The 21,856-nt window shown below is 44.0% G+C and carries 17 protein-coding genes; 5 read left to right on the plus strand and 12 right to left on the minus strand.

The window, feature by feature from the left end; all coding sequences use genetic code 11:
- Positions 1-51 precede the first annotated feature (51 nt).
- Positions 52-2,574 carry an alpha-L-rhamnosidase-related protein gene (locus BLS28_RS15530; protein ID WP_091168990.1) on the plus strand — a complete coding sequence of 841 codons (2,523 nt, stop codon included), beginning with the start codon at positions 52-54 and terminating at the stop codon, positions 2,572-2,574.
- Complete coding sequence (locus tag BLS28_RS15535; RefSeq protein WP_091168993.1) at positions 2,564-3,382, plus strand: apurinic/apyrimidinic endonuclease family protein; 819 nt, start codon at positions 2,564-2,566, stop codon at positions 3,380-3,382. The genes BLS28_RS15530 and BLS28_RS15535 overlap by 11 nt, the downstream gene beginning before the upstream one ends.
- On the opposite strand, the gene BLS28_RS15540 is transcribed toward BLS28_RS15535, so the two are convergent.
- A complete protein-coding gene (locus BLS28_RS15540; RefSeq protein WP_091168994.1) occupies positions 3,374-4,264 on the minus strand; it encodes a helix-turn-helix domain-containing protein in 891 nt (296 codons plus the stop codon). The genes BLS28_RS15535 and BLS28_RS15540 overlap by 9 nt on opposite strands.
- A 267-nt stretch (positions 4,265-4,531) precedes the next feature.
- The gene (locus BLS28_RS15545; RefSeq protein WP_091168997.1) at positions 4,532-4,771 is read right to left on the minus strand and encodes a hypothetical protein; all 240 of its coding nucleotides are present in this window, start codon (positions 4,769-4,771) and stop codon (positions 4,532-4,534) included.
- 167 nt (positions 4,772-4,938) lie between these two features.
- On the opposite strand from BLS28_RS15545, the gene BLS28_RS31685 reads away from it, so the two are divergent.
- Positions 4,939-5,241 carry a hypothetical protein gene (locus BLS28_RS31685; protein WP_256337451.1) on the plus strand — a complete coding sequence of 101 codons (303 nt, stop codon included), beginning with the start codon at positions 4,939-4,941 and terminating at the stop codon, positions 5,239-5,241.
- Positions 5,242-5,575: 334 nt separating this feature from the next.
- Here the strand turns inward: BLS28_RS31685 and BLS28_RS15560 are convergent, their stop codons facing one another.
- The 9 genes from BLS28_RS15560 to BLS28_RS15605 form a co-directional block, all read right to left on the minus strand.
- A complete protein-coding gene (locus BLS28_RS15560) occupies positions 5,576-7,090 on the minus strand; it encodes an alpha/beta hydrolase (RefSeq protein WP_091169006.1) in 1,515 nt (504 codons plus the stop codon).
- A gap of 368 nt (positions 7,091-7,458) precedes the next feature.
- Entirely contained in the window at positions 7,459-8,004 is a 546-nt protein-coding gene (locus tag BLS28_RS15570; protein ID WP_143020781.1) for a hypothetical protein, read from the minus strand.
- A 70-nt stretch (positions 8,005-8,074) separates the two neighbouring features.
- Complete coding sequence (locus BLS28_RS15575; RefSeq protein ID WP_369596628.1) at positions 8,075-8,437, minus strand: nSTAND3 domain-containing NTPase; 363 nt, start codon at positions 8,435-8,437, stop codon at positions 8,075-8,077.
- A 380-nt stretch (positions 8,438-8,817) separates the two neighbouring features.
- On the minus strand, positions 8,818-9,870 hold the full coding sequence (locus tag BLS28_RS15580) for a LamG-like jellyroll fold domain-containing protein (RefSeq protein ID WP_091169017.1): 1,053 nt from the start codon (positions 9,868-9,870) through the stop codon (positions 8,818-8,820).
- Positions 9,871-9,894: 24 nt separating this feature from the next.
- On the minus strand, positions 9,895-11,391 hold the full coding sequence (locus BLS28_RS15585) for a RagB/SusD family nutrient uptake outer membrane protein (protein WP_091169021.1): 1,497 nt from the start codon (positions 11,389-11,391) through the stop codon (positions 9,895-9,897).
- A gap of 17 nt (positions 11,392-11,408) precedes the next feature.
- Positions 11,409-14,606 (minus strand): SusC/RagA family TonB-linked outer membrane protein, encoded by a 3,198-nt coding sequence (locus BLS28_RS15590; RefSeq protein WP_091169022.1) that lies wholly within the window; start codon positions 14,604-14,606, stop codon positions 11,409-11,411.
- A gap of 209 nt (positions 14,607-14,815) precedes the next feature.
- On the minus strand, positions 14,816-15,979 hold the full coding sequence (locus BLS28_RS15595) for a beta-1,2-mannosidase (RefSeq protein WP_091169025.1): 1,164 nt from the start codon (positions 15,977-15,979) through the stop codon (positions 14,816-14,818).
- Positions 15,980-16,108: 129 nt separating this feature from the next.
- A complete protein-coding gene (gene fucP, locus BLS28_RS15600) occupies positions 16,109-17,344 on the minus strand; it encodes an L-fucose:H+ symporter permease (RefSeq protein ID WP_091169028.1) in 1,236 nt (411 codons plus the stop codon).
- Complete coding sequence (locus tag BLS28_RS15605; protein ID WP_091169030.1) at positions 17,341-18,237, minus strand: ROK family protein; 897 nt, start codon at positions 18,235-18,237, stop codon at positions 17,341-17,343. The genes fucP and BLS28_RS15605 overlap by 4 nt, the downstream gene beginning before the upstream one ends.
- Before the next feature lie 387 nt (positions 18,238-18,624).
- Here BLS28_RS15605 and BLS28_RS15610 point away from each other — a divergent pair, with 387 nt between their 5' ends.
- A complete protein-coding gene (locus BLS28_RS15610) occupies positions 18,625-19,644 on the plus strand; it encodes a LacI family DNA-binding transcriptional regulator (RefSeq protein ID WP_091169089.1) in 1,020 nt (339 codons plus the stop codon).
- A 1,178-nt stretch (positions 19,645-20,822) separates the two neighbouring features.
- Entirely contained in the window at positions 20,823-21,092 is a 270-nt protein-coding gene (locus tag BLS28_RS15620) for a hypothetical protein (protein ID WP_091169036.1), read from the plus strand.
- 449 nt (positions 21,093-21,541) lie between these two features.
- Here the strand turns inward: BLS28_RS15620 and BLS28_RS15630 are convergent.
- On the minus strand, positions 21,542-21,856 hold a 315-nt coding region (locus BLS28_RS15630; RefSeq protein WP_176844482.1), incomplete at its 5' end, for a molybdopterin-dependent oxidoreductase.

Consider the following 21,856-nt stretch of genomic DNA (forward strand, 5'->3'; position numbering starts at 1 on the left):
CCCTTAACTTTATCTTTTACGATTCCTTATCTCCCATTAAATAACCAACCTATGTTTATCAAAAGAGTATATATCAAGCTGATATTTATTTTAGCGATGCTGGAGCCATTAACCGGATCTGCAAAATCAACTCACAAAATAATAACCGACGAGCCTAAAACAATTACGATAAGTACACCAAAGCTTAGCATGGTGCTTAATTATAATAACAAAGCGAGCGTCACATCGCTGGTAATTAACGGCAAAAAGGTGATTAGCAGTGCAAATGGTATCTATACTTCAATAAAAGCAGGTGGTATAACTTATTCTTCATTGCATTTAAAAAGTAATCCAATGCTAATAAAAACCGCTGATAGTTACAAGATTGACGGTATCAGTTACGGCGATAAGGATTTAACTATTAATGAGAGCTGGACTTTTATAAAAAAAGACAAATCCATAAAATGGCTTATTGAAAGAAAGCTCTCAAAACAAGTTAAGGTAGATGAAGCGGCCATGCCCGTTTTTAATTTTGACGACATCAATACCTGGAACGGGGCGTATCAGGGTTACGGTGGCTTGGCCTGGTTTTATTTATTTAATGAGCCACTATGCACTTACGGTGTTCACACCCGGTCATCCAGCTTTTGGAACAGCAAAAATGGTATAGGTTTAAACATAACGGTTGATGCACCGGGCAAAGAGGTAGCGATGAAATATACCCGTACAAATGAAAATAAACTGGCTTATACAGTTACTGTTTCTAACCAGGAAATGCTACCACACACAGACAGTGGCACTAACAGGCGCCGTTTTATACGGAAAGCCACTGATGTATGGTCTGCTTTTAATATACCAGCCGGTAAAAGTTCGCAAAGTTTAACATTCAGCTATTTTGATTATAATGACAAATATGGCCGCGGTAAACTGGCGGGGATAAATGGAGATCAGGTAAATGCTGTGTTAAGTACAATTGCCCGAATTGGCGTAATTGATTCGCTGCATTTTGGCGGCAACAGCTGGCATACCCCTTACGGACCTGTGTGCTTGCACGAACAGTATATTGCTCAGCTTGGCTTAGGCATCAATGACCCTAATTATTTGAAAGGTTATAAGAGCTGTCTTGATTTTTATCGTGACCATGCGATAAAACCCGACGGGCGGGTGTACCCGCGATGGGCTTATACCAATGAGGATGCCATGCCTGGGGAATTTAATAAATATGGTTTTTACGAAGCACAATGGGGAATACTCGTGGATTCGAACCCCGATTTCGTAACCAACGTTGCCGAGCTGTATGATATGACTGGGGATAAAGCGTGGGTAAAAACCCATCAACTATCATGCGAGAAAGCTTTAGACTGGATACTTAAACGAGACAGCAATAATAACGGCCTTGTCGAAATGATGACAGATAACCAGGCGCAAAAACAAAGCAGCGATTGGATAGACATTATCTGGGCATCGTATGAAAATGCCTTTGTCAACGCCAATCTTTATCACGCGCTCGTAAAATGGGCTGATATTGAAAACCAGCTAAATAATCACACTAAAGCACAGTACTATGAAAACTTTGCCGCCAAATTAAAAACAAGCTTTAACAAATCAACCAGCCAGGGTGGTTTCTGGGACGACGAAAACAAATGTTATATTCACTGGCGAGACAAAGACCAAACCATTCACGGCCGCAACATGGTTACTCCGGTTAATTTTATGGCCATTGCCTATGATATTTGCGATGATGATAGCCGGAAAAAGCTTATCCTTGATAATATTGAGAATCAAATGCAAAAGGAAAATCTTTTCTTTTGGCCGCTTGCTATGACGTCATATGCTCCCGGCGAAGGTAAGGACTGGCAATGGCCTTTCCCCGGATATGAAAATGGCGATTTGTTTTTGTCATGGGGAGCCGTTGGGGTTAAAGCCTATGCAAGTTATAACCCGGCATTGGCAGTTAAGTATGTGAAAAACGTGCTGGATCGGTATAGTAAAGATGGCCTTGCATTTCAACGATATGGCCGTCTGAAACAGGATGGCCTGGGCGATGATATTTTGTCTGGCAACAGCCTTTCTATAGTAGGGTTATATCAAGCTATCTACGGCGTAAATCCATTGTATAATCGCTTTTATCTTGACCCGCATATTACACCGGAACTTGAAGGTACTGCGCTGAAATATAATTTCAGAGATCAGCGCTTAACTGTTAACCTTGATAATGATAGCTATGCGGTATCGAATCAACGGTTTAAGGTTATTTGTAATAAAAACTTTGGCTTTAACGCCACCAAAAATCAACTGAGCTATTTTAACGGCAGCAATCCCGTAGCTTCTTTACAAATCACAACAGACAAGCCGTTAACTATCAGCGTAAGCCAATGGAGCAATGTTAAAATGGAATGGCAGCAGACAGCAACCAAACCGTCGGCAAAAGCGCTCACTTATCTTATTAAGCAATTGAAACCGAATGCAAATTATATAGTTTCTATTAATGGAAAAGCGGTTCAAAAGGTAAAGAGTGATGATAAAGGCGATATTTCAATAACCCATCGCATTAGCGGAGCTTCAGAAAAGATGAGCATCGGCTATGGAAATTAAGATACTTAGTCCGCTATGGGGACATGAGCAACTGGAGTTAAAGACATTTCTGGATAAGATAAGAACAGCGAGATATGATGGAATAGATACCTGGATACCGAATAACCTGGATGATAAGCGCGTTCTGTTTGATTATTTGCAACAGCACGAAATGTATATGGTAAGCCATCAACATAGCGCTGAAGGGAGTACTTTTAAAAAGCTTAAACAATCATTTATTAAAAACCTCTATCAATGCGCAGAGCCAGGTCCGCTGCTGATCAACTCTCATACCGGCCGGGATTATTTTTCATTACGGCAAAACCTGGAGCTTGTGGATGCAGCACAGGAGTTTTCAGAAAAAACAGGGATCACTATCGCGCACGAAACGCACCGTGGGCGGTTGGGATATTCTCCACAAATGATCAATACAATATTTGAACTGCGTAATGATTTTAATATAACAGCAGATTTTTCGCACTGGGTATGCGTTACAGAAAGTATGCTGGAAAACTTTGCAACCATTGTTGATGAAGCTATTAAACGAAGCCGTCATATTCATGCGCGTGTTGGTTTTGAACAGGGGCCGCAGGTTGCAGATCCCCGGGCACCGGAATGGAAGTATGCCTTGGATAAGTTTCTTGGCTGGTGGGATAAAATTGTAGCTATCAACAAACAAGTTAATACTAAGGTATTACCTGTTACAACAGAATTTGGCCCTGTGCCATACATGCCTGCCATTCCTTTTACCGGTAAGCCAGTAGTAGATCAGTTCACGATCAATAACTTTATGAAAGATTTATTGAATGACAGGTATAGTTTAAAATGATTGATCGATGTTTTTTCGAAAGGCATTTGGAGAAACGCCATTTTTCTTTTTAAACAATTTTGAAAAATAAAAAACAGATTCAAACCCGGTTTGATAGGCTATTTCGTTGATATTTAAAACTGTAGATGTAAGCAGATCTTTAGCCCTTGAAAGCCGTAAATTTAAATGGTATTGATTGGGCGATTCACCAGTAATTTGTTTAAAAGCCTTACGAAAAGAAGAATACCCCATAGGCAGCTCCATGGCCAGTTTTTCCATATCCAGGGCATCTTCAAATGATTCCTGGATAATAAATTTTGCCTTTGATATTAATTTCCCGACCGGGTCATTATTATATTCCTGATGATGATGGGCTACATTATTGATGAGTCCTAAAATTTGCATGGTAATACCGGCAATATACTGAGGATAACCGGTTAAAGAAGCCTGAACAGCTTCAATTAAGTTACGGAACATGATCAGTATATCTTTATTTAAGTCTAAAAAAACAAAGGGGGTTTGCTTGTCAAAAAAACCATTGGCCATTAATTGCTCTATATAAAAGCCATTAAACCCAACCCAATATTCTTCCCAGCCCGATTTAGGGTCTGGTTTATACCGGTGCCATACCTCTGGATACAGGAAAAAACATGTACCAGCAGTTACATCAGTTGGTTCGGTTAACGCCGAACCATAGACGCCCTTACCTTTTGAAATAAAAACAATATAATAATCATTTAATATACGCCCCCTGTTCCAGGTTAAATGATGACTTTGCGGGTGTATTTGGTTAGGATAATTATCATTAGGTTCAACTTTTGAATAACCCACAGCTGTAACAAACATACCCCAACGCTCCTCAATAGGCGTAATGTTTAAATATTTAAAGTAATTATGTAACATTCGTGTTTTGTCAGAAGTTTACCTCAGCCATGAGTGCATCCTCCATTTTTCAACAATTAATTATCCGGATTAAAATAGCTAATAAAAAGAAAATAAAGTAATATTGGTTCTGAGCTTGTACAGCTTATTGGTATCGAAGTTATCTAACTTATTTTTTTGGAGGTTTCACATACCCATCTGTAAAGTTTAAACATAGCATTGTCGAGGGTGATTAAAGAGACCTATTTAACAGACCAGCTTTCTTTAAAACCTACATTTTGTTTATAGTTAAAATCGTTTTTCGAGATCGCTGCCGCTTTCACCTGACCCATGAAGAAACATCACCAAGTGATGCCGCTTTGCCGAATCCAGATCGTAGTCCTTGGGAAAATACAGAAGGTAAGGGATCTTGCGGATCATTTCCTGATGTGTTTGCATACCGCTTTTCTTCATTCCAGCAAGATGCTGTGCGGTCACAAACGTCCCATTTGCTAAAAGGATCAGAATATGTATCAATCGTTTTGTCATGGAATCAGGGTAATAGTGTTGGGTGTTGTTGATGGAAACTGGTTGCCTGCTGGTATATTTTTGCCGGTTCAAGCATCTTTCCTTCGCCGAACAGTTGCCCATTGAAAGTTATGCTGGCGCGGTACCGGGGCCCGATCTTGCCGTTAGGAACTACGATCGTAAACCGCTTGCTTTCTTCACGTGGTCAGCCTGCAACTGCTGCTAGTTGCTCTTTCCCGCAGATTCGGAAAGATGCGGGTGATGCGGGAAGTATGATTGGTCAGGTCCCTGATCCTTATCGGCGTGGCCTGATGGACAAGGTTCGGGTAATCGCCTTTCAGGTACTTACGGATATCATCGTCCAACGCTATTTTTTTGTCGATTACGGCTTGCGCCAGCAAAATCCCCGTAAAGCTTTTGGTCATGGAACCGATCTCATGAAGGTCATTTCTGACGGTAAGCAGCTGTTTCCCGCCCGGGTCTCACCGTAGTTGTAATATGACGCGTTTCCGTTTATAACGATGCCCAATGAAAGGCCTACAGCCCGTTTATCTTTAAAATGAGCCCTACCCCGTTGGTCAACCAGGGAGTCCAGATGGCTTTTCAAAGGATTTTCTGTCAGAAACCCAGTATGGAACGGCTGATTATTTTGCGCAAAGCAGTCGGTAGGGGTTCGAACATGATAAAAAAACAGAATCGATAGTATAAAATAGTTTTTCATTGACATGATATTTGGCAGTAACAAAAAAGGTAAATTTCAGGAGGCAGTTTAAAAACCTTGCCATCGGCTCTATGCGCCTTTGCTGCATGTATAGGCAATTCCAGTTATTCACCGTCAGTGCCTGGATACCCGAGGCGCTTTAAAAACTCTTTTCGCCAGGCAAAGACGGACGGGGTATATGCAGGATGGTCAAAAATAAAGTGGCCGCCTTGTTCGAGCGTTTTCAGTTCAGGAGCGTTCCCGGCTGCTTTCATCAAGTCAACGAACTTCAACGCTGAGGGGTAAGGAACATTCTGATCCGCCATACTATGGATCAGCAAAGTTGGCGGCAAGTTTTTTCTGATCAACTCATTGGGCGAGATCCCTTTAACGAGGTCTTTATTTTTGAGGTCCTTCCTGATCCAGGCGGTCTTATCATCTGTAAGATCATACACACCAGAGTTGACCAAAAGCACATTTGGCACAGGGCTGAAATTCAGATGGTCGGTTTTTTCATTCCAGCCGCTAGCTAATGCCGTAGCCAGGACCAAATGCCCGCCCGCTGAATTACCTGTAGCCACGATCCGCCCGGTGTCTATACCAAGTTCATTGCCATGTTCCCTGAGCCAGCGGATCGCGGATCGGGCATCCATCACCGCTGCGAATGGCAGGGTGCCCTGGGATCCATAAATACGATACTCTACCGAACAGGCTACCCATCCTTTCGCTGCATATCTGCGGCAGGCCTCAAAGTGCCAGGACGGTTGTCCTTCCGACCAACTGCCGCCGTGAAAGAAAACGATGACCGGCTTTTGATTAGTTGTTGTCCCGCCGCGATTATCAAAAACGTGGATGTCCAGGCCATAATTACCAATTCGCTTGTATTCCCGCACGAGGTGATCTTCCTGATCATGCCGCGCGTCACGGTATACCTGTTCCAGCTTTGATCTGAAAGATGTATCCCCGCATTGTTCTTTGAACAGCTCATAAAGCTTCTCTGTATGCTTGAAACCGTTGTGCGTGATATGGTCCAGCAAAAGGTGGTATTGATGGAACGCTAAACATTGTCTGTTCTTGAAATACTTCGGCAGCAGGCTCCACATAGCATAAAGCCGCTTATTATAAAGTCCCTGATACCTGGATTTGTTGAGTTCCGAGTTGATCTTGTACCCTAGGAAACTTTGAATGAAGGGTTCCAGGTCTGAATTACCGAGCAAAGCAGGATCGTTAAAAACCGCCAGATCGCCCTGGACCTTTTTGTCGATCATAGAGTAGCTGCCCGGGCGCTGATTGGTATATATCTCATGATTGTTGGGATATTCGATCAGTATTTTATCAAAGTATAGCTTGATCTCGAATCGCTGGGCGGCTGCATAAGCAGGCTGCAGCAATGATTGATAGGTATCGAGCAGCGCATTAAAACTTTTGGCCGCAGAATCGATCTTCGCGGCAAAGGCCTTTTCGTCAAGCTGATGCAAGCGCACATAATTAGGATAAAACCTATCTGAAAATCTCGTGCCAAGTTTTTTTTGTGCCGTCAGGTAGCGCGTCTCTATCGAATCCTTTGGCATAATATCCTGCGCCTTCAATCCGGTTGTTAAGCCAAGTCCAAAAAGTAATAGCGCTGCTGATTTTTTCATTATGCGGTTTTGTTAAAGACGAAAGTTAATTGAAAATGTTGCAAAAACGGTCTGCTATTCCCCAAAAAAGCACCAGCGTGTTCCGGATACTTTTGGAAAATGTTGTCAACTGGTCCCCGGACTTTTGTACTGCATGCATCTTTTAATCCTCCGTTATTTCAGCGTTTCAAATTTAGAGGTGAGCTCTCTGCCTAGTCAGAGATATTTTCGTATTCAGTTGTTATACAGGTCTTGCTTACGCTGATGTAAAAAATCTAAAAAGATCAGATATCAAAACTGGTATAGATGGGAAGGAATGGATATTTATAAATCGTCAGAAAACGAATTCAACTTCTCACCTACCCTTATTAGCTCAGGCACATAAAATATTATCGCCATATAGTGATCAGGTGGTCAACATCTCCATAACATACAGAATATAACTGTTCAAAGTAGGTTGCCGAATAGAGGATCCTTTTTTGCTCTGAAGGGCTCTCGTTCAAATAGTTGATCAGGAAGTCATTAACCGATGGGTTAATGAAACTGTAAACCGTGCCTTCTGAATCGGCATGGCCGGTGATCAAACCATCTAAAAGTCTCTTCAGTGTTGTTTTGAAATCATTTGTTCCGGCCTTATGTCCATTATGAAGGATCTCGTATCTGAAGCGGTTTTCAAAAGCGTTCTCCAGTACTTTGCTGGGTATCCGGCTGCCGCCAAAACTAAAAAGGGTAGTAAGTAAAAACCGGTCGGTGTCACGAAGTTGCTTTTCAAAAACAGACTCCCATATCTGGTCGGGATGATCCAGCTTTGAAAAAATAAATTCAACAAGTCTTTTACCTGTATAGCCTTCCAGATTTACAGAGGTGGTGATAAACTCGATCAATCTCGGAAAATAATTATCGTGCTCGATGATCTTCATATAGTTCCTTTCCACAAAGAACACTTTCAATTGCTCGTTGGGTAAATCGGAATGATACAGGTGGTTATACAGTATCCTTGCTTTATCAAATTTCGAATAGGCTTTGTACTTCGTAATTGGAGACTGCACCGAGACGCGACCTGGCAAACTTATCGTAGTTGTACTCGGCCTGTTTCAGAATAGTGGTGCGGCTGGTGAGGATCAGGTATTTGTTTTTCAGACTGCGAACCCGTTCTATCAAACTGATGAGCGCGCTTTCTGAATTTCTTGGGTTGAGGATTTCGTAAATGTTCGAACCGAAAAAGTCATCAAAGAAAACAACCTGTTTGAGTTCGGGATCATCGGCGATGAGGTTGTGGGCATCGGGTATCTTGTCGTCGATAAAGACAAGTTTGAAACCCTTGGCCAGCAATCCGCATATCAGCAAATAAGATAATCTTTTTTTGATCCCTTTAAATTAACCAACATTGAAAAAATCTCAAATATTAAAGGGGTTATCGCAGCTGCAGATGGATAAACCAACTTCGTTGACCACCCTTTACCAAATAGTTCTTTAGTGTAAAAACCTGAAGGCTAATGCCAAAAGTGGTCATTTAAAAATTGCAACAGGGTCCAATCAGGTTTGGTTTATCCAGTAATACGCCAATTTCGGGTTGGCGCTGGGTTTAGGCTGCGTAATTTCAATCATTGACCTATAAGATGCCTTTTGGGTATAGCAAATGGACCATTCTGAATGCTGCTGATCAAAAACAAAAGGCTGCCTGAAACAGGCAACCTTTTATCCGCGCTATTAACAGGGGCAGTGATTAGTCAGGGGTAAAATACGTTTTACGGTTGCTCCATAGTATAAAGGGACTTGACTTCGTTATCGCTTAAAACTTTGTTGTAAAGGTGCAGATCATCTATAGCGCCTATAAAATAGTTACCGCCATAATAGGCGTTCGGACTGTTTGGATCCGTAAAGTTATAAGCTGTTTTAGGCATTTCGTTCCCGATAGATACCGGTGGCGGGTTGACCAGTGCGGTTGGATCGCCGGTAACATTAGCCGTTTTTACCAGTACACCATCAATATAAAACTTCGCGGTACCATTGGTAAAACTTACCACCAGGTGCGACCACTTATCAAGTTGGACCGAAGCCCCACCGTCGTCCTGGTCATGATCCCCGGTTGTGGTCATCACGGTCAGGAAAGGCAGGTTACCGCCCTGTAGCTGAAATTTATAACCATTCCAGCGATCAAGAGAAAAAATATAATTACCGTTACTGGCTTCATGCGGTTTGATCCACGCACAAATGGTAAAACTTGCCGGGCGTAAAGCCGCCTGATAAGGCACCTCGATGTAAGCCCCCTTGTTGAAATCATAGGCACTGTTGGCTGCGCCGTAACGGTCTGTTGTAAGCACAGGCAAGGTCCCACCGTCGGTAGCCGGCACCCCGTATGCCCCAACCCACCCGGTTTTCAGAACGCCGTCGTTACCGTTTCCGGATACATCCTTGGCGTTACCATTAAAAGTCCAGGAGGCGATCAGGTTGGCTGCCGAGATCTGCTGGATTAGGTTAACTTCAAATTGTACACCAGCACGGTTAAGGTTGGCCAGCGCGTTGTTAACCTGCTGTTGCGTAAAAGTGCCGTTCTTTACTTCTGTAGCCAGCTTAAGCGCGGTTTGAAGTTCGGCTTTTGCTCCCGGCGAATAATCACCGGCCTGCTTACCCTCAAGAGCTGCATTGTAAACCACTGTAAGCGAATCTATTTTAGTATTGAGCTTTGATTTATCACTGTTGTAATCCGGCTTTTCGCTGTTCTTTTTGCAGGACGGAGCCAGGCTCAACGCGATGATGAGCACCAGGAATCCGGCTATGGAATTTTTTATCTGTTTCATGATGAAGAATTTAACGAGTGATCATTATTTACCCAGTTTAAAATTAGTCTGCCTTTCGCTTTCAGGTATCGGGAAAAACTGGTTAGTGGTGTAACTGAAATTCGGTTTATTTTTCAGGGCAGAAGAGGCATAAGCCGTCCCGTAACGGATAATATCGAAGAACCTATGAAACTCCAATGCCAGTTCCGAACGCCGTTCCCGGCGAATAGCATCCCTGAGCTGCGACTGATCTGTAATAGTTACATCCGGTAGCAAACCTGCCGGAACCGTACCGAAGCCACGGAGCGAAGAATCATACAAATAGCTTTCACGGGCCCGTTTCCTAACTTTGTTCAACGGCACCAATGCGGCCGCGCTATTACCAGCTTCGTTTAATGCCTCGGCCTCGATTAATAAAACCTCGGAAAAGCGGATGGCCTGGTAATTCAGGTTTCCGTCGCCGCGGGTGCTCACCGGAACTTCTGATAAAGGTTGGGTATGTTTTTTACTTACATAGCCCGTAGTGGTCCATACCGGATCAAAAGCACTGTCAAAATAAGGGTGTCCTGCCCTGCCGATACTGTAATCCAAACGAGGGTCAACAGCGCCGGTGGTACCTGTTTCAAAGTTATCTACAAGGCTTTGAGTTGGTAAATAAAAGCCGTAACCATTAAGAGGACGAGGCGCGAACCAAGCGTTCAGATTATTGCCCTGAAAAGGCACAAGACCCGCGGTATGCAATACAGAAAACACCGCTTCTGAATTATTTTTGGTAGCAGCCCTGAAATTATCAGCAAAAACAGGCAATAAGCTATAAACGCCTAAATCTTCTACCGCTTTTGCTGTAGAGGCAGCAAGCGCCCATTTCTTTTCAAACAAATAGGTTTTGGCCAATAAGGCCAGTGCTGCCCCTTTGGTAGCGCGGCCTATATCGGCACCGGTACGGCTGGCAGGTAAAACAGCGATTGCCGCTGTGCAATCTTTCTCAATCTGCGCGTAAATTTGTGCCTGGGGTAATGCGGGACTTTGCAACTCCTCTGGTGTTTCCACTTTAAGGTGCAACGGAATATCGCCGTAAACAACAGTTAAGTTAAAATAGTAATAAGCGCGCAGAAATTCAGCTTGCCCTACCACGTCATTTTTAACCGCGTCAGATACTGCTTTATTACTTGCCGGTAAGCCGTCGGTTACTACATTGCATTTGAAAACGCCGTCATAATATCTTTTCCAAAGGCCTTCCACTGCCGAATTTGCCGGATTGATATTAAAATTCTGAATACTAAGGAAATCTCCCTGGTCACCGTCGCTACTACCCTTAATGGCATCGTCTGATGCCAGGTCGCCCAAAACCCAAAGCGTGTTGGAAGATGGATCGGTAAAAGTAAGTGGTGCGTAGGCCGCATTTACCCCAAGTTTGGCATTGGCATCATTGGTGAAAAAATTATCGCCCTGGTATTGGCCAAGCACCGGCTGATCGAGCGCCTTTTTACACCCGCTGGCCATTAACAAAGCGGCACTTAAATAGATATATATATGTTTCATCGCTATATATTTTCAGGTTAAAAATTAGCATTAATACCAAATGTGATAGTTCGTGCCGATGGGTATGTTCCCCAGTCGATACCTACCGCGGTTACGGTACTGCCGTTGTTGCTGTTGTTATACTGCTCCGGATCAAGGCCGGTATATTTAGTAAACGTTAACAGGTTTTGAGCGCTTGCATAAACACGTACTGCCGATAAGCCCAGGCTGCTTAGTGCGCCTTTGCTTAGGCGATAGCCCAACTGCACATTCTTAAGCTTCATGTACGAACCGCTTTCCAGGAAACGGGTAGATGGCATCTTGTTATTATTGCCGTCAGACCATGATAACAATGGGAATTTATTAGTTGATCCCGCTCCTGTCCAGCTTTGCGTAGCTGCGCGTTCTGTAATGTTGAATGGACGGTAAAAACCCTCAATATCGGTGAGTACCTGATTATAGATCTTGTTGCCATGCACGCCCTGAAAAAACAGGCTCAGGTCAAAGTCCTTGAAAGAAACATTAGCCGTAAGCCCATAAGTAAACTTAGGTATCGGGCTTCCTACAAAGGTCTTATCCTTATCATCAATTACACCGTCTCCATTCAAATCCTTATACATTACATCTCCCGGCCTAATGCCCGGCCCCTGGTAGGCGTGCGTAAATACCTGTTGTGCATTTTGGAAAATCCCCTCCTGTTGCAACAGGTAAAATTCACCGATAGGGTGCCCTACTGCCGTTAACGTTCCGTAATAATTGTTATCGATACGGCCTGCCGCTATAGGTGTGCCGTTGGCCAGCGCGGTTACTTTGTTGTTTACTGTTGCAAAGTTCCCCGTTACGCTGAAACTCCAGTTGGCATTTAAAGTCTTTTTGTAAGTCAGCTCAAGTTCCAGGCCCTTGTTGCTTACATTACCCGCATTCACAGCAGGGTTGCCGCCGTTTCCCGCACTACTTGGCAGCGGAAGGAACAATAACATATTGGATGTTTTTTTGATATAATAGTCCGCACCTAACAATAAAGCGTTATCAAAAAAACCGATGTCCAAACCAACGTCCTGTTGTGTGCTCGATTCCCAGCGGATTTTGGGGTTACCTTTGGTTGTGATGCTATAACCCTGATTGGTCACACCGCCAAAAGGATAATAAAACCCATTGCCAAAGGTTGAGGTATATGGGTAAGTGCCGATACTCGCGTTACCTAACTGGCCAATGCTCGCGCGCAGTTTCAATGTTGATATCGGCTTAATCCCTTTCATAAAATCTTCCTGGTCAATTCGCCATCCCAAAGATCCCGAAGTGAAACTCTGGTACCGGTTAGAAGGATCCAATTGCGAAGAACCGTCCCTGCGGTAGCTGATACTGGCCAGGTATTTATTATCATATTGGTAATGTAAACTTCCGAACAGTGAGAACAAAGCCATATGCGATTCGCCACCACCATTTAGTGCGGTTGATAAAGTGCCGGCATCCAAATATTGGAAAGTTGGAGTTTGGTTAATAAAACCTGTCCGCGATGCGGAAATACCCTGCTGGTCTTGCTTGATCAATTCGGAGCCAGCCAAAACATTGATCACATTTTTACCCAGGGTAAGGTCATAAGTAGCAGTATTGGTCCAGTTATAATTGAGGTTATTATTATGCGACTGCGCGAGTGAGTTAGGTGAATTGAAAAAGCGGTCGATACCAAAAGTTTCAAAAAACTGCTTATAGTCGGTCAGGATCAGGTTTAAACCAACATCGGATTTGAGCTTCAACCCTTTAACGGGGGTAATTTCCATAAAAGCATCGCCCAGTACCGAGTAATTATAGTTGTTGTTATTGCTGTACTGCGCAAGGGCAACCGGGTTGATACCGTCACCTAAAAAGTTGCCATTAACAGTAGCGCTCTGTTTCGGCAAGTCCACTAATTGGCCATTCTCGTTATAAACGGGCGTGCCGGGAGTACGGAACAAAGCATACCTTACAATACTTGCGGCCGCCCCGCTGTAGCCATCACCAGACGTGCCCACAACCCTTGTTTTAGCATAACTTAGGTTTACGTTAGTTCCCAACCTCAGGTATTTGGTAACATTGCTGTTTACAGCAGTGCGAAGGTTAAACCTGTTGAAAGATGAGTTTTTGATCAAACCATTCTGGCTGAAATAATTGGCAGACACAATATATTGCGAATTTTCATTCCCACCACTAACCGATAGTGAACCATTGCTTACCCGCGCCGGTTTCAGGATCTCCTTCAACCAGTTTACATCAGATAATGTACGGGCAAGGCTGTCTGAGATCATAGCGCGTCCGTCATTGGCGGCGGCGGCATTGAACGCTTTCACATATTGCGCGTTATTGGCCATCTTGATCAGGTGTTGTGCTGTCTGCACACCGGTGTAAGCACTAACATTCAATTTGGCTTTGCCAGAAGCCCCTTTTTTAGTAGTAACCACCACCACACCATTTGAAGCCCTGGCGCCGTAAATTGCCGCGGATGAAGCATCTTTAAGAATATTAATGCTCTCGATATCATTAGGCGAAATTTCATTGATGCCCGTTGTGGTTGGAACTCCATCCACAATGTAAAGCGGATCGTTATTGTTGATCGTACCTACACCACGGATCCGGATATTGATCCCGTCGCCTGGCGCCCCTGTATTTTGTGTCACGGCAACACCAGCAGCTTTTCCCTGTAATATCTGGTCAACGCCGCCCACAGGCAAGCCATTAATATCTTTATTGCTTACCAGGGAAACCGCGCCGGTCAGATCCTTTTTGCGCTGGGTGGTGTAACCAACCACAACAACTTCATTTAAGTTGCCGGCAGCTTCTTTCAATACGATATTGATCTGCGTTTTACCCGCCACCGCAATTTCCTGCGTTTGGTAACCTATATAAGATACCACGAGTGTAGCGTTATCCGGAACGGACAAACTAAAATTTCCATTCACATCCGTCACGGCCTGGCCCTTGCCATTTTTTATACTGATTGTAGCGCCTATAAGTGCCTGGCCCGACGCATCAGTAACTTTACCACTTATCTTGCTATCGGCAATAACAGCTCCGGATGCTGAAAAGTCGATGGAACGGATATGGCCGGATAAAGTATTATTATGATTTTTGTTTGGCACAGCGCTGTTTGCCGGAACATTCGCCAGCGCAACCAGTACTATAGCCAAGGCGAAACCGGAACCTGCTCCCCTCCCTTTTGGGTACAGGCATTTCATGAAACAACAGTAAGTTTTTTTCATATACTTAATTACTAAGGTTTATTATTTAATACTTGCCCGGTTTTGCCGGGGATTTTTTACTGATCATTTGTTCATCTGCTCATTTCATAATTTTCCCTTTCTTCTATTTAGGTTTTGGTCATCTTTATCTGGTGACGAAACAAAGGTCAATACATACCCTGCCCGTGTATTACGGGTGCATTTTAGGTTTAAAAATCAGGTTGCCGGCGTTATAAAGCCGGTATCGGGTCGGGTGGTGACGGGTGCGCCGGATCAAATACGGCTACACCCACCTTCGAGTCGGCGCAACCATAATAAAGCAGCCACTTTTTCCTGAAATACACCAGGCCTTCAATAAAAACGGTTCCGTTAACGTATTGGCCGCTTTTCTCGAACGGCTCCATCGGTCTCAAAAACGGCACATCAAGACGGGCGATGGCTTTGGTTGGATCGGCATTGGAAAACATAACCTGGCCGGCGCAATAAGAATTGCCGTTAAAGCGCTTGTCGCCGCCATCGCCAGGGTGATTTTTCCCGTTATAAAATAAAATAATGCCTTTGGGCGTCACAATAGCAGGTGGGCCGCATTCGGTCAGGTCACTATCAAAATAACCTTTTCGGGGAGAGATCAACTGTTTCAATTCGCCTTTGTTATCCACAACAGGATCCCAGTCTTTCAGGTTAGTTGATGTGGCAGCAAATACATGCAGCTCGCCCCAGTACATCCAATATTTTCCATTAATCTTTGCAATGACTTGTTTACCGCCTTCCAGTTTAGTGAGGATAGATGCCGATTTATGCGGAATATTAAAAAACTTACCACCATAAGCCTTTCTGAAAATAGGCCCGTGTTTTACCCAGGTTATCAAATCTTTAGACGTTGCTACGCCTAAACGAGGTACTTTACGGTTCCATTGCGTATAAAACATTACGTAAGTTCCGCCTGCCGTAACGGCCACTCTCGGGTCTTCACAACCACCGGGCCACTCAAATTCTTGCTGACTGTCTTTACCAGGAAACATTACTGGCTTGCTGTTCCGTTTTAAAGCGAGCCCATCTTTACTTTCCGCATAACCTATACGGGATGTCCGGGTGCCTATTTCAACACCGGTCAGGTCTTCCGAACGGTAAAGCACCACAATTTTACCGTCTTTCACGGTAGCTGCGGGGTTAAATGTATAATTAGCTTCCCATTTAACTTTTTTGTGCAGCATAGGATCATAAAATGTAGCTACAGTATCTGGCGAGATAATCGGATTGATATGCTGCGGGCGTACAAAACCACCAAATGCCCATGCAGGAAGCTGCTGCTGGCTCATACTTTGAGCATATGAACCATTAAAAACCAACAGACAAGCGAATGCGCCCATCAGCCTCAGGAGTAACTTATTCATCAAATTATTTATTCTTAGTTAGACAATTGGTTATTGCTGATTTAGAAAACCGGTTTTGCAATAATAAACAATAGTAACTAATAAAACCGGTTTTGCAAACTTAATTTGAAAATTTCTGATCCATCAGGACTATCCCTGCTTCACGCGATAAAGCCGATAGCCATATAAAAAGATTATTAGGTAGCACACAATCGGCAAATAGTAGGCTTTGGCCACGTCATGGTTAGCTATCGTACCCATAATCAACGGAAAAAATGCTCCGCCAACCACGCCCATCGAAATAAACGAGGAAGCCTGCTGCGTATGCGCCCCGAGATTTTTTAAACCCAGGCTAAAAATGGTTGGGAACATAATGCTGAAGAAAAAATTGATCATCATTAAAGCGATGTACGACGTCCATCCTAAACCCTGTGCTACGATCAAGCACATCAAAATATTTCCGAATGCAAAGGCGGTGAGCAGTTTATTTGGCGCCATAAAACGCATAAGGTAAGTACCCACAAAGCGGCCCGCCATCATCATCGCCATAAAAATACTCATATACCTTCCCGCCGACAAATCGCTAAAACCCATTACTTCGTGCCCGTAGTTAATAAAAAATGCCCAGGTGCCGGCCTGAGCTGCCACGTTAAAAAACTGAGCCACAGCCGCCCATACAAAATGACTATGCTGATATAATTTCTTTGCCGGGGCGATATCTACGTTCAAGGCACCGGGGTCTCTTCCGGCAACAACTTTATGGGGATCATCAAGCACCGGCACGCGTAGCAAGGCAAAAGCTATTATGAGGAGGATCAATACGCCGCCGATACTCACATACAATAATTTAACGGTTGACATGTCGGCTGTATCAGACGCCGCGGTGCCAAACAAAAACCAAGAGGCGATAAAAGGGCCCGCGGTGGCCCCGAGCGCGTTAAAGGATTGAGCAAAATTGATGCGCCTATCGCTGCTGCGCTGATCCCCAAGTGCCGCTGCAAAAGGGTGTGCCACGGTTTCAAGCGTGGCCATTCCGCACCCCATCACAAATAATGCTATCCGGAAAAAGCCGAAGGAAGCGGCGTTTGCGGCCGGCACAAACAAAAAAGTCCCTGTAGCAAATAAAGCAAGACCAAGCAACACCCCAGGCTTATAGCCAAATTTTTTCAGGAAATAGCCTGCAGGAATGCTCATGACAAAATACGCACCAAAAACCGAAAGCTGAATCAGCCCCGATTGGGATTTGGAAACATTTAAAGCTCCCTGAAAAAACTTGTTCAGCACATCACTCATCGCGTGCAGAACACCCCACATCAGGAACAGGGCAGTAACGAAAATAAAGTTGAGCACAAATTTTTTTTCGATAAAAGGTACTTTTTGCATCATATGATTTTATTATAATTGGTTTTAAATAAAGCAGCCGCGCCTATCAATGCCGCCTGCTCATCAAGTTGCGCCGTTTTAATTTCAAGCGGGGCTAAATACTCCTGGAGCTGAGGCCAAAACAAGGCCCCTGCTTTGGCTATGTTTCCGCAAATGATCAACACCTCAGGTTGATGAACAGCAACATGAGCCGATAAGAAACCGGCCATATTCTGTGCATACTCGCTGAAGATTTTACCGACTGCTAAATCGCTGTTTGCCAATGAGGCAAGCTCCCTCACCCCGTCGTTCAGCGGCCTGCCAGTGAGCTCACGATAGCGTTTTTTGAACCACCGGGTCGAAAAGTAATCATCAGCAACGCTCTCTTTGTAAGGATTACTACCGAGGTTGATATCCCTTGTTATTCCATTTTCACTAACGGCCGAACCAAAACCGGTACCGAGGGTTACCCCCATCACACGCTGATAACCCCGCCCGGCGACGGCAGTCGCCTCTCCTGCAATGGTTGATTCAGCATCATTTCTGAATCGGATCTGCGATCCCGCTAACTGAAGTTTATCTGCGAGGTATGCTTTTATATCTCTCCCGTACAATGCCTCATATTTATCCAGCCCAGTAATGAATGATACTCCGTTAAGGTAATCAAACGGGCCAGGCATGGCTATGCTTAAGCCGTCCGGCTTCAATGCGGAGTGTTGGTTCATCGCGTTTTTCAGCGCCGCCGTCCAGGAACTTAAAATCGCCTCGGCCGGGGCTTTACTATCCACATCAGCCCGCACCATTGTTTCGGGTAAAATCAAGGCCCGCTGCAGATCGCAAATGCCGGCAGTGATATGCGAACCTCCAATATCAGCCGTCAGGATATGGCCTGAACTAAAAACAGGATTGTTTATCATTATATTTTATTTAAGATATTAGCAGGTAGATTAAAATAGCAAAACCGGTTTCATAATCAGCCAACTAACCAACTTAGGCACTCCAAAAAGTAGCTATTATCAGCTTAAATCTTGTATTTTTTGAATAATCGGTTTAAAATATCGACAAAATTCGGTTATGATATAACATAACTCACTTTTGACTACTTGCTTGCAATTATAGTTAATAAAACCGGTTTTGCAAATCAAAATAAATCTTTTAATTAATCAGATAAAGCGTGATTCGGTTAAAAAAACATGCTGCCGCTATATTTTCTCTTAAAAAATTTTAGACAGATTATAACCGGTTTTGCATTTGTTTACTTAGGTTTACTTTATTTAGCAGCAAAAATTAAAAAGGAGCCTTCAATGAATAAGAAATTATCGATTAACGATATTGCTAATGAGTTGCATGTTGCCAAATCAACTGTTTCGTTTATTTTAAACGGAAAAGCAAAAGAAAAGCGCATCAGCGATGAGTTAACAGAAAAGGTACTACAATTTGTAAAAGAGAAAGGTTACCAACCCAACCAGCTGGCCAAAAGCCTAAGCACCGGTAAAACCAAAATGATATGCCTGATGGTCGAAAAAATATCGGATTACTTTTTTTCGCATATCGCTTTCCACCTGGAAGCTCTGGCGTACAAAAACGGCTACAAGATAATTTATTGCAGTACCGAAAACGACCCAGAAAAAACAAAAGAGCTGATCACCTTATTGCGTGCCCGCCATGTTGACGGCTATATCATTACCCCCCCGGTAGGGATTGAAAAGGAAATCAGGGCATTGATCAGCGATAACCTGCCGGTTGTGCTTTTTGACCGTTATTTACCGAACATTACTACCGATTATGTAGGCCTTGATAATTACAACGGCACATTTGATGCTGTGGAGTATTTAGTAAAAGGCTCCAGAAAAAAAATAGCCTTGGTGACACTATCGTCTGATCAGACGCAAATGACCGAACGCCAGGCAGGTTATCTCGCTGCAATGGAAGAACACGGGCTCAGCCCGCTTGTATTAAGAGTATCTTTTGAAAATGATACTGAGACAACCGTTGAACAATGTGTGCGGTTTATTAAGGATCATTCCGAACTAGATGCTATCATATTCGCTACTAACTATCTGGCCCTAAGCGGCATCAAGGCAATCAGTGATCTAAGTTTGAAAATCCCTACTGATATTTCACTGATAGCCTTTGACGATCATGACGTATTTAAAATTTACAACCCCACTATCAGCGCCATATCCCAGCCGCTTGATGAACTGGCCAAACAACTATTCAAAACGCTGCTTGATAAACTGGAAAATAAAGTTAGGCTTAAAGATGTAAGCAAGGTGATCATTCAGCCGGAACTTATTTTAAGAGGGTCGACGCATTCCCCTTAATGATCCATTTTACACAGAGGGCACCCGGGATATTTTTCAGAAATATTTAGGGCATTAAGGAAAGCAATTGCATAGAACTCATCCTGAATGGTGCGGTGGAAATGTTCTTTGTATATTTCATGTTATTTCAGCTTAATTGGTAGCCCTGTATCGAAATTGACGGGAAACGGTCGTTTCATACCCTCCAATTTATATTCGCCGGTTATTCTTTTTCCTTATCAAATTCTTGTCCCATCCCTTGTTTTTTTGCGTCTTTAGAAGTTTCGCAGGCAGTCTCCGTTGATATAAGCGGCGAATAGATAGACGCTGAATTAAGTTGTTTTTAGCAGTAAACCGACATCTGAACGAATTGCCTTAGCCGGTGAGGCCCCTTAGCGCCTGACGCGTTTATCCCATATATATCGACCCGACATACAGCTTACACAAAAAAACTTACGAACAGGATGAAACCTGTTCACTAACCTGTAAAACCAAGCCATTTCAATTTCATAGATGAGCGCTCGCCCACAGGATGGGCAGCGGGGCTTGGATTGTATATCGGTCCCGGTATTAGGTTTCATAGCAGGTGTTGTGCGTAAATTGTCCTCCGCGAAATTCACGAGAGTAACGTAAATTTCGTTACACTATTTTGAATTTACAATATTACTAATTAATTTAGTAACGTTATTTATTCGCGTTAATCTTTATCTTTAACATGGCGGCAATACAGGAATTTGAAATAACGTATGAGGGTTTAGCAGCATACGTTGCTGAACATAGCTCCGGCGGGTCCGATCATGTCGGCCTCGGGCCGCTCGAAGCAGCGTTCCCCCATAAGGTTTTCCGACAGGGGCCATTCATGAATTCATCAGCGGAAGGCCCGTTGAAACGGCGGCATGCGGTGGTGTCATCGCAGGCATACTCCGTGTGCTGTTGGAAAAAGGAGGGGTTTGTGTATGGGTAAGTTACACAAGGCGGATCTATCCGCCGGTTCCGTTACCTGCTGACGGATTGGAAAGCGGTCCGCCAGCCGGAGCTCAGGGGAAAGCCCTTTAGGCCAGGATATCCTGCCTGAGTTTGTCGATGATTGCCTGTTTCTCGCCTATCATAGCATTTCAATTTGGGGACTACAAAACTATGCTAATATTTTTAGCAAATCACTATACTTTTTTACAATTTTTTATTGACCTTTGTTTTACATGAGGAGTAAGTTATTCAACGGGAAGGTCGTCAGCGTAAAAACAGGCTCAGGACGCTGGGTACAGCTCGTTCCGGACAGTACGGGCGGCTATTGGCTGTATGAACCATTACCGGAGCTGGCATTGGGAAGATTATTGTTCGACCAGGAGGATCACTGGATTTATGACGGGGATTTGTTGAGTATAAGCGAGCAGGAAGATGCCGCTGCGGTCATTACCGGCTGCCAGCGTGAAATGAATGAGTTACTGGAAAGTATAAAGCGCATTTGACCGACCAATACCTTATTTTTTAGCGGACACCGGGATCTCCTTAAGGTTATTACACCTGCACAAAGGGTTTCGCGCGAAGCCAGCAAAACCGGGGTATTCGAAACTGCGGGGAATTATATCAGGGTGATCATCAATGACCTTAACCTGCCGGATGCCTTATTTCCGAATACGGCAGTGAACCCGAAAGCTTTACGGTATACGACGTCATTATTATTGATGATGGCCCGCTCATTAGCCGGTTTACGGGTTGCATGAGCAGGTGTTGTGACAAATCAAGGTGATTATTTAATTTTACGGCTGAATTAATTACAGGCAGTCGTAACTCAATCATTCGGATTTCATCCATTGTTTATAAACTTTGAAATCCTGGGTACGATGCTCAAGTGGTGGAAGACGCCTTCTTTTGCGGTGCTGCTGCTGCTCGTCATGGACGGCGGCGTGAGCCTGGCTTAATCGCTGTAACGGTCGTTACGCCAGGGATAAGCCGTGTTGGAATAACCACGCTCTTCCCAGAAACCCAGCTTGTTCTCCGTCAGGAACTGGATGCGTTTGATCCATTTGGCGCCTTTCCAGGCATAGAGCTGCGGCGTGATCATGCGGCAAGGGCCGCCATGTTCCTGGGGCAGCGGCTGACCGTCGAACGTGTGGACTAATAGTACATCCGGCTTCAGCGCTTCTTCCAAAGCGATATTGGTGGTATAAGTGTCGTAACCATAACAAAGCAGGTGCGTCGCTTCGGGCTTGGGCTGCACCAACGCGGCCAG

Source organism: Mucilaginibacter gossypii, from assembly GCF_900100945.1.
Taxonomy (GTDB): Bacteria; Bacteroidota; Bacteroidia; order Sphingobacteriales; family Sphingobacteriaceae; genus Mucilaginibacter; species Mucilaginibacter gossypii.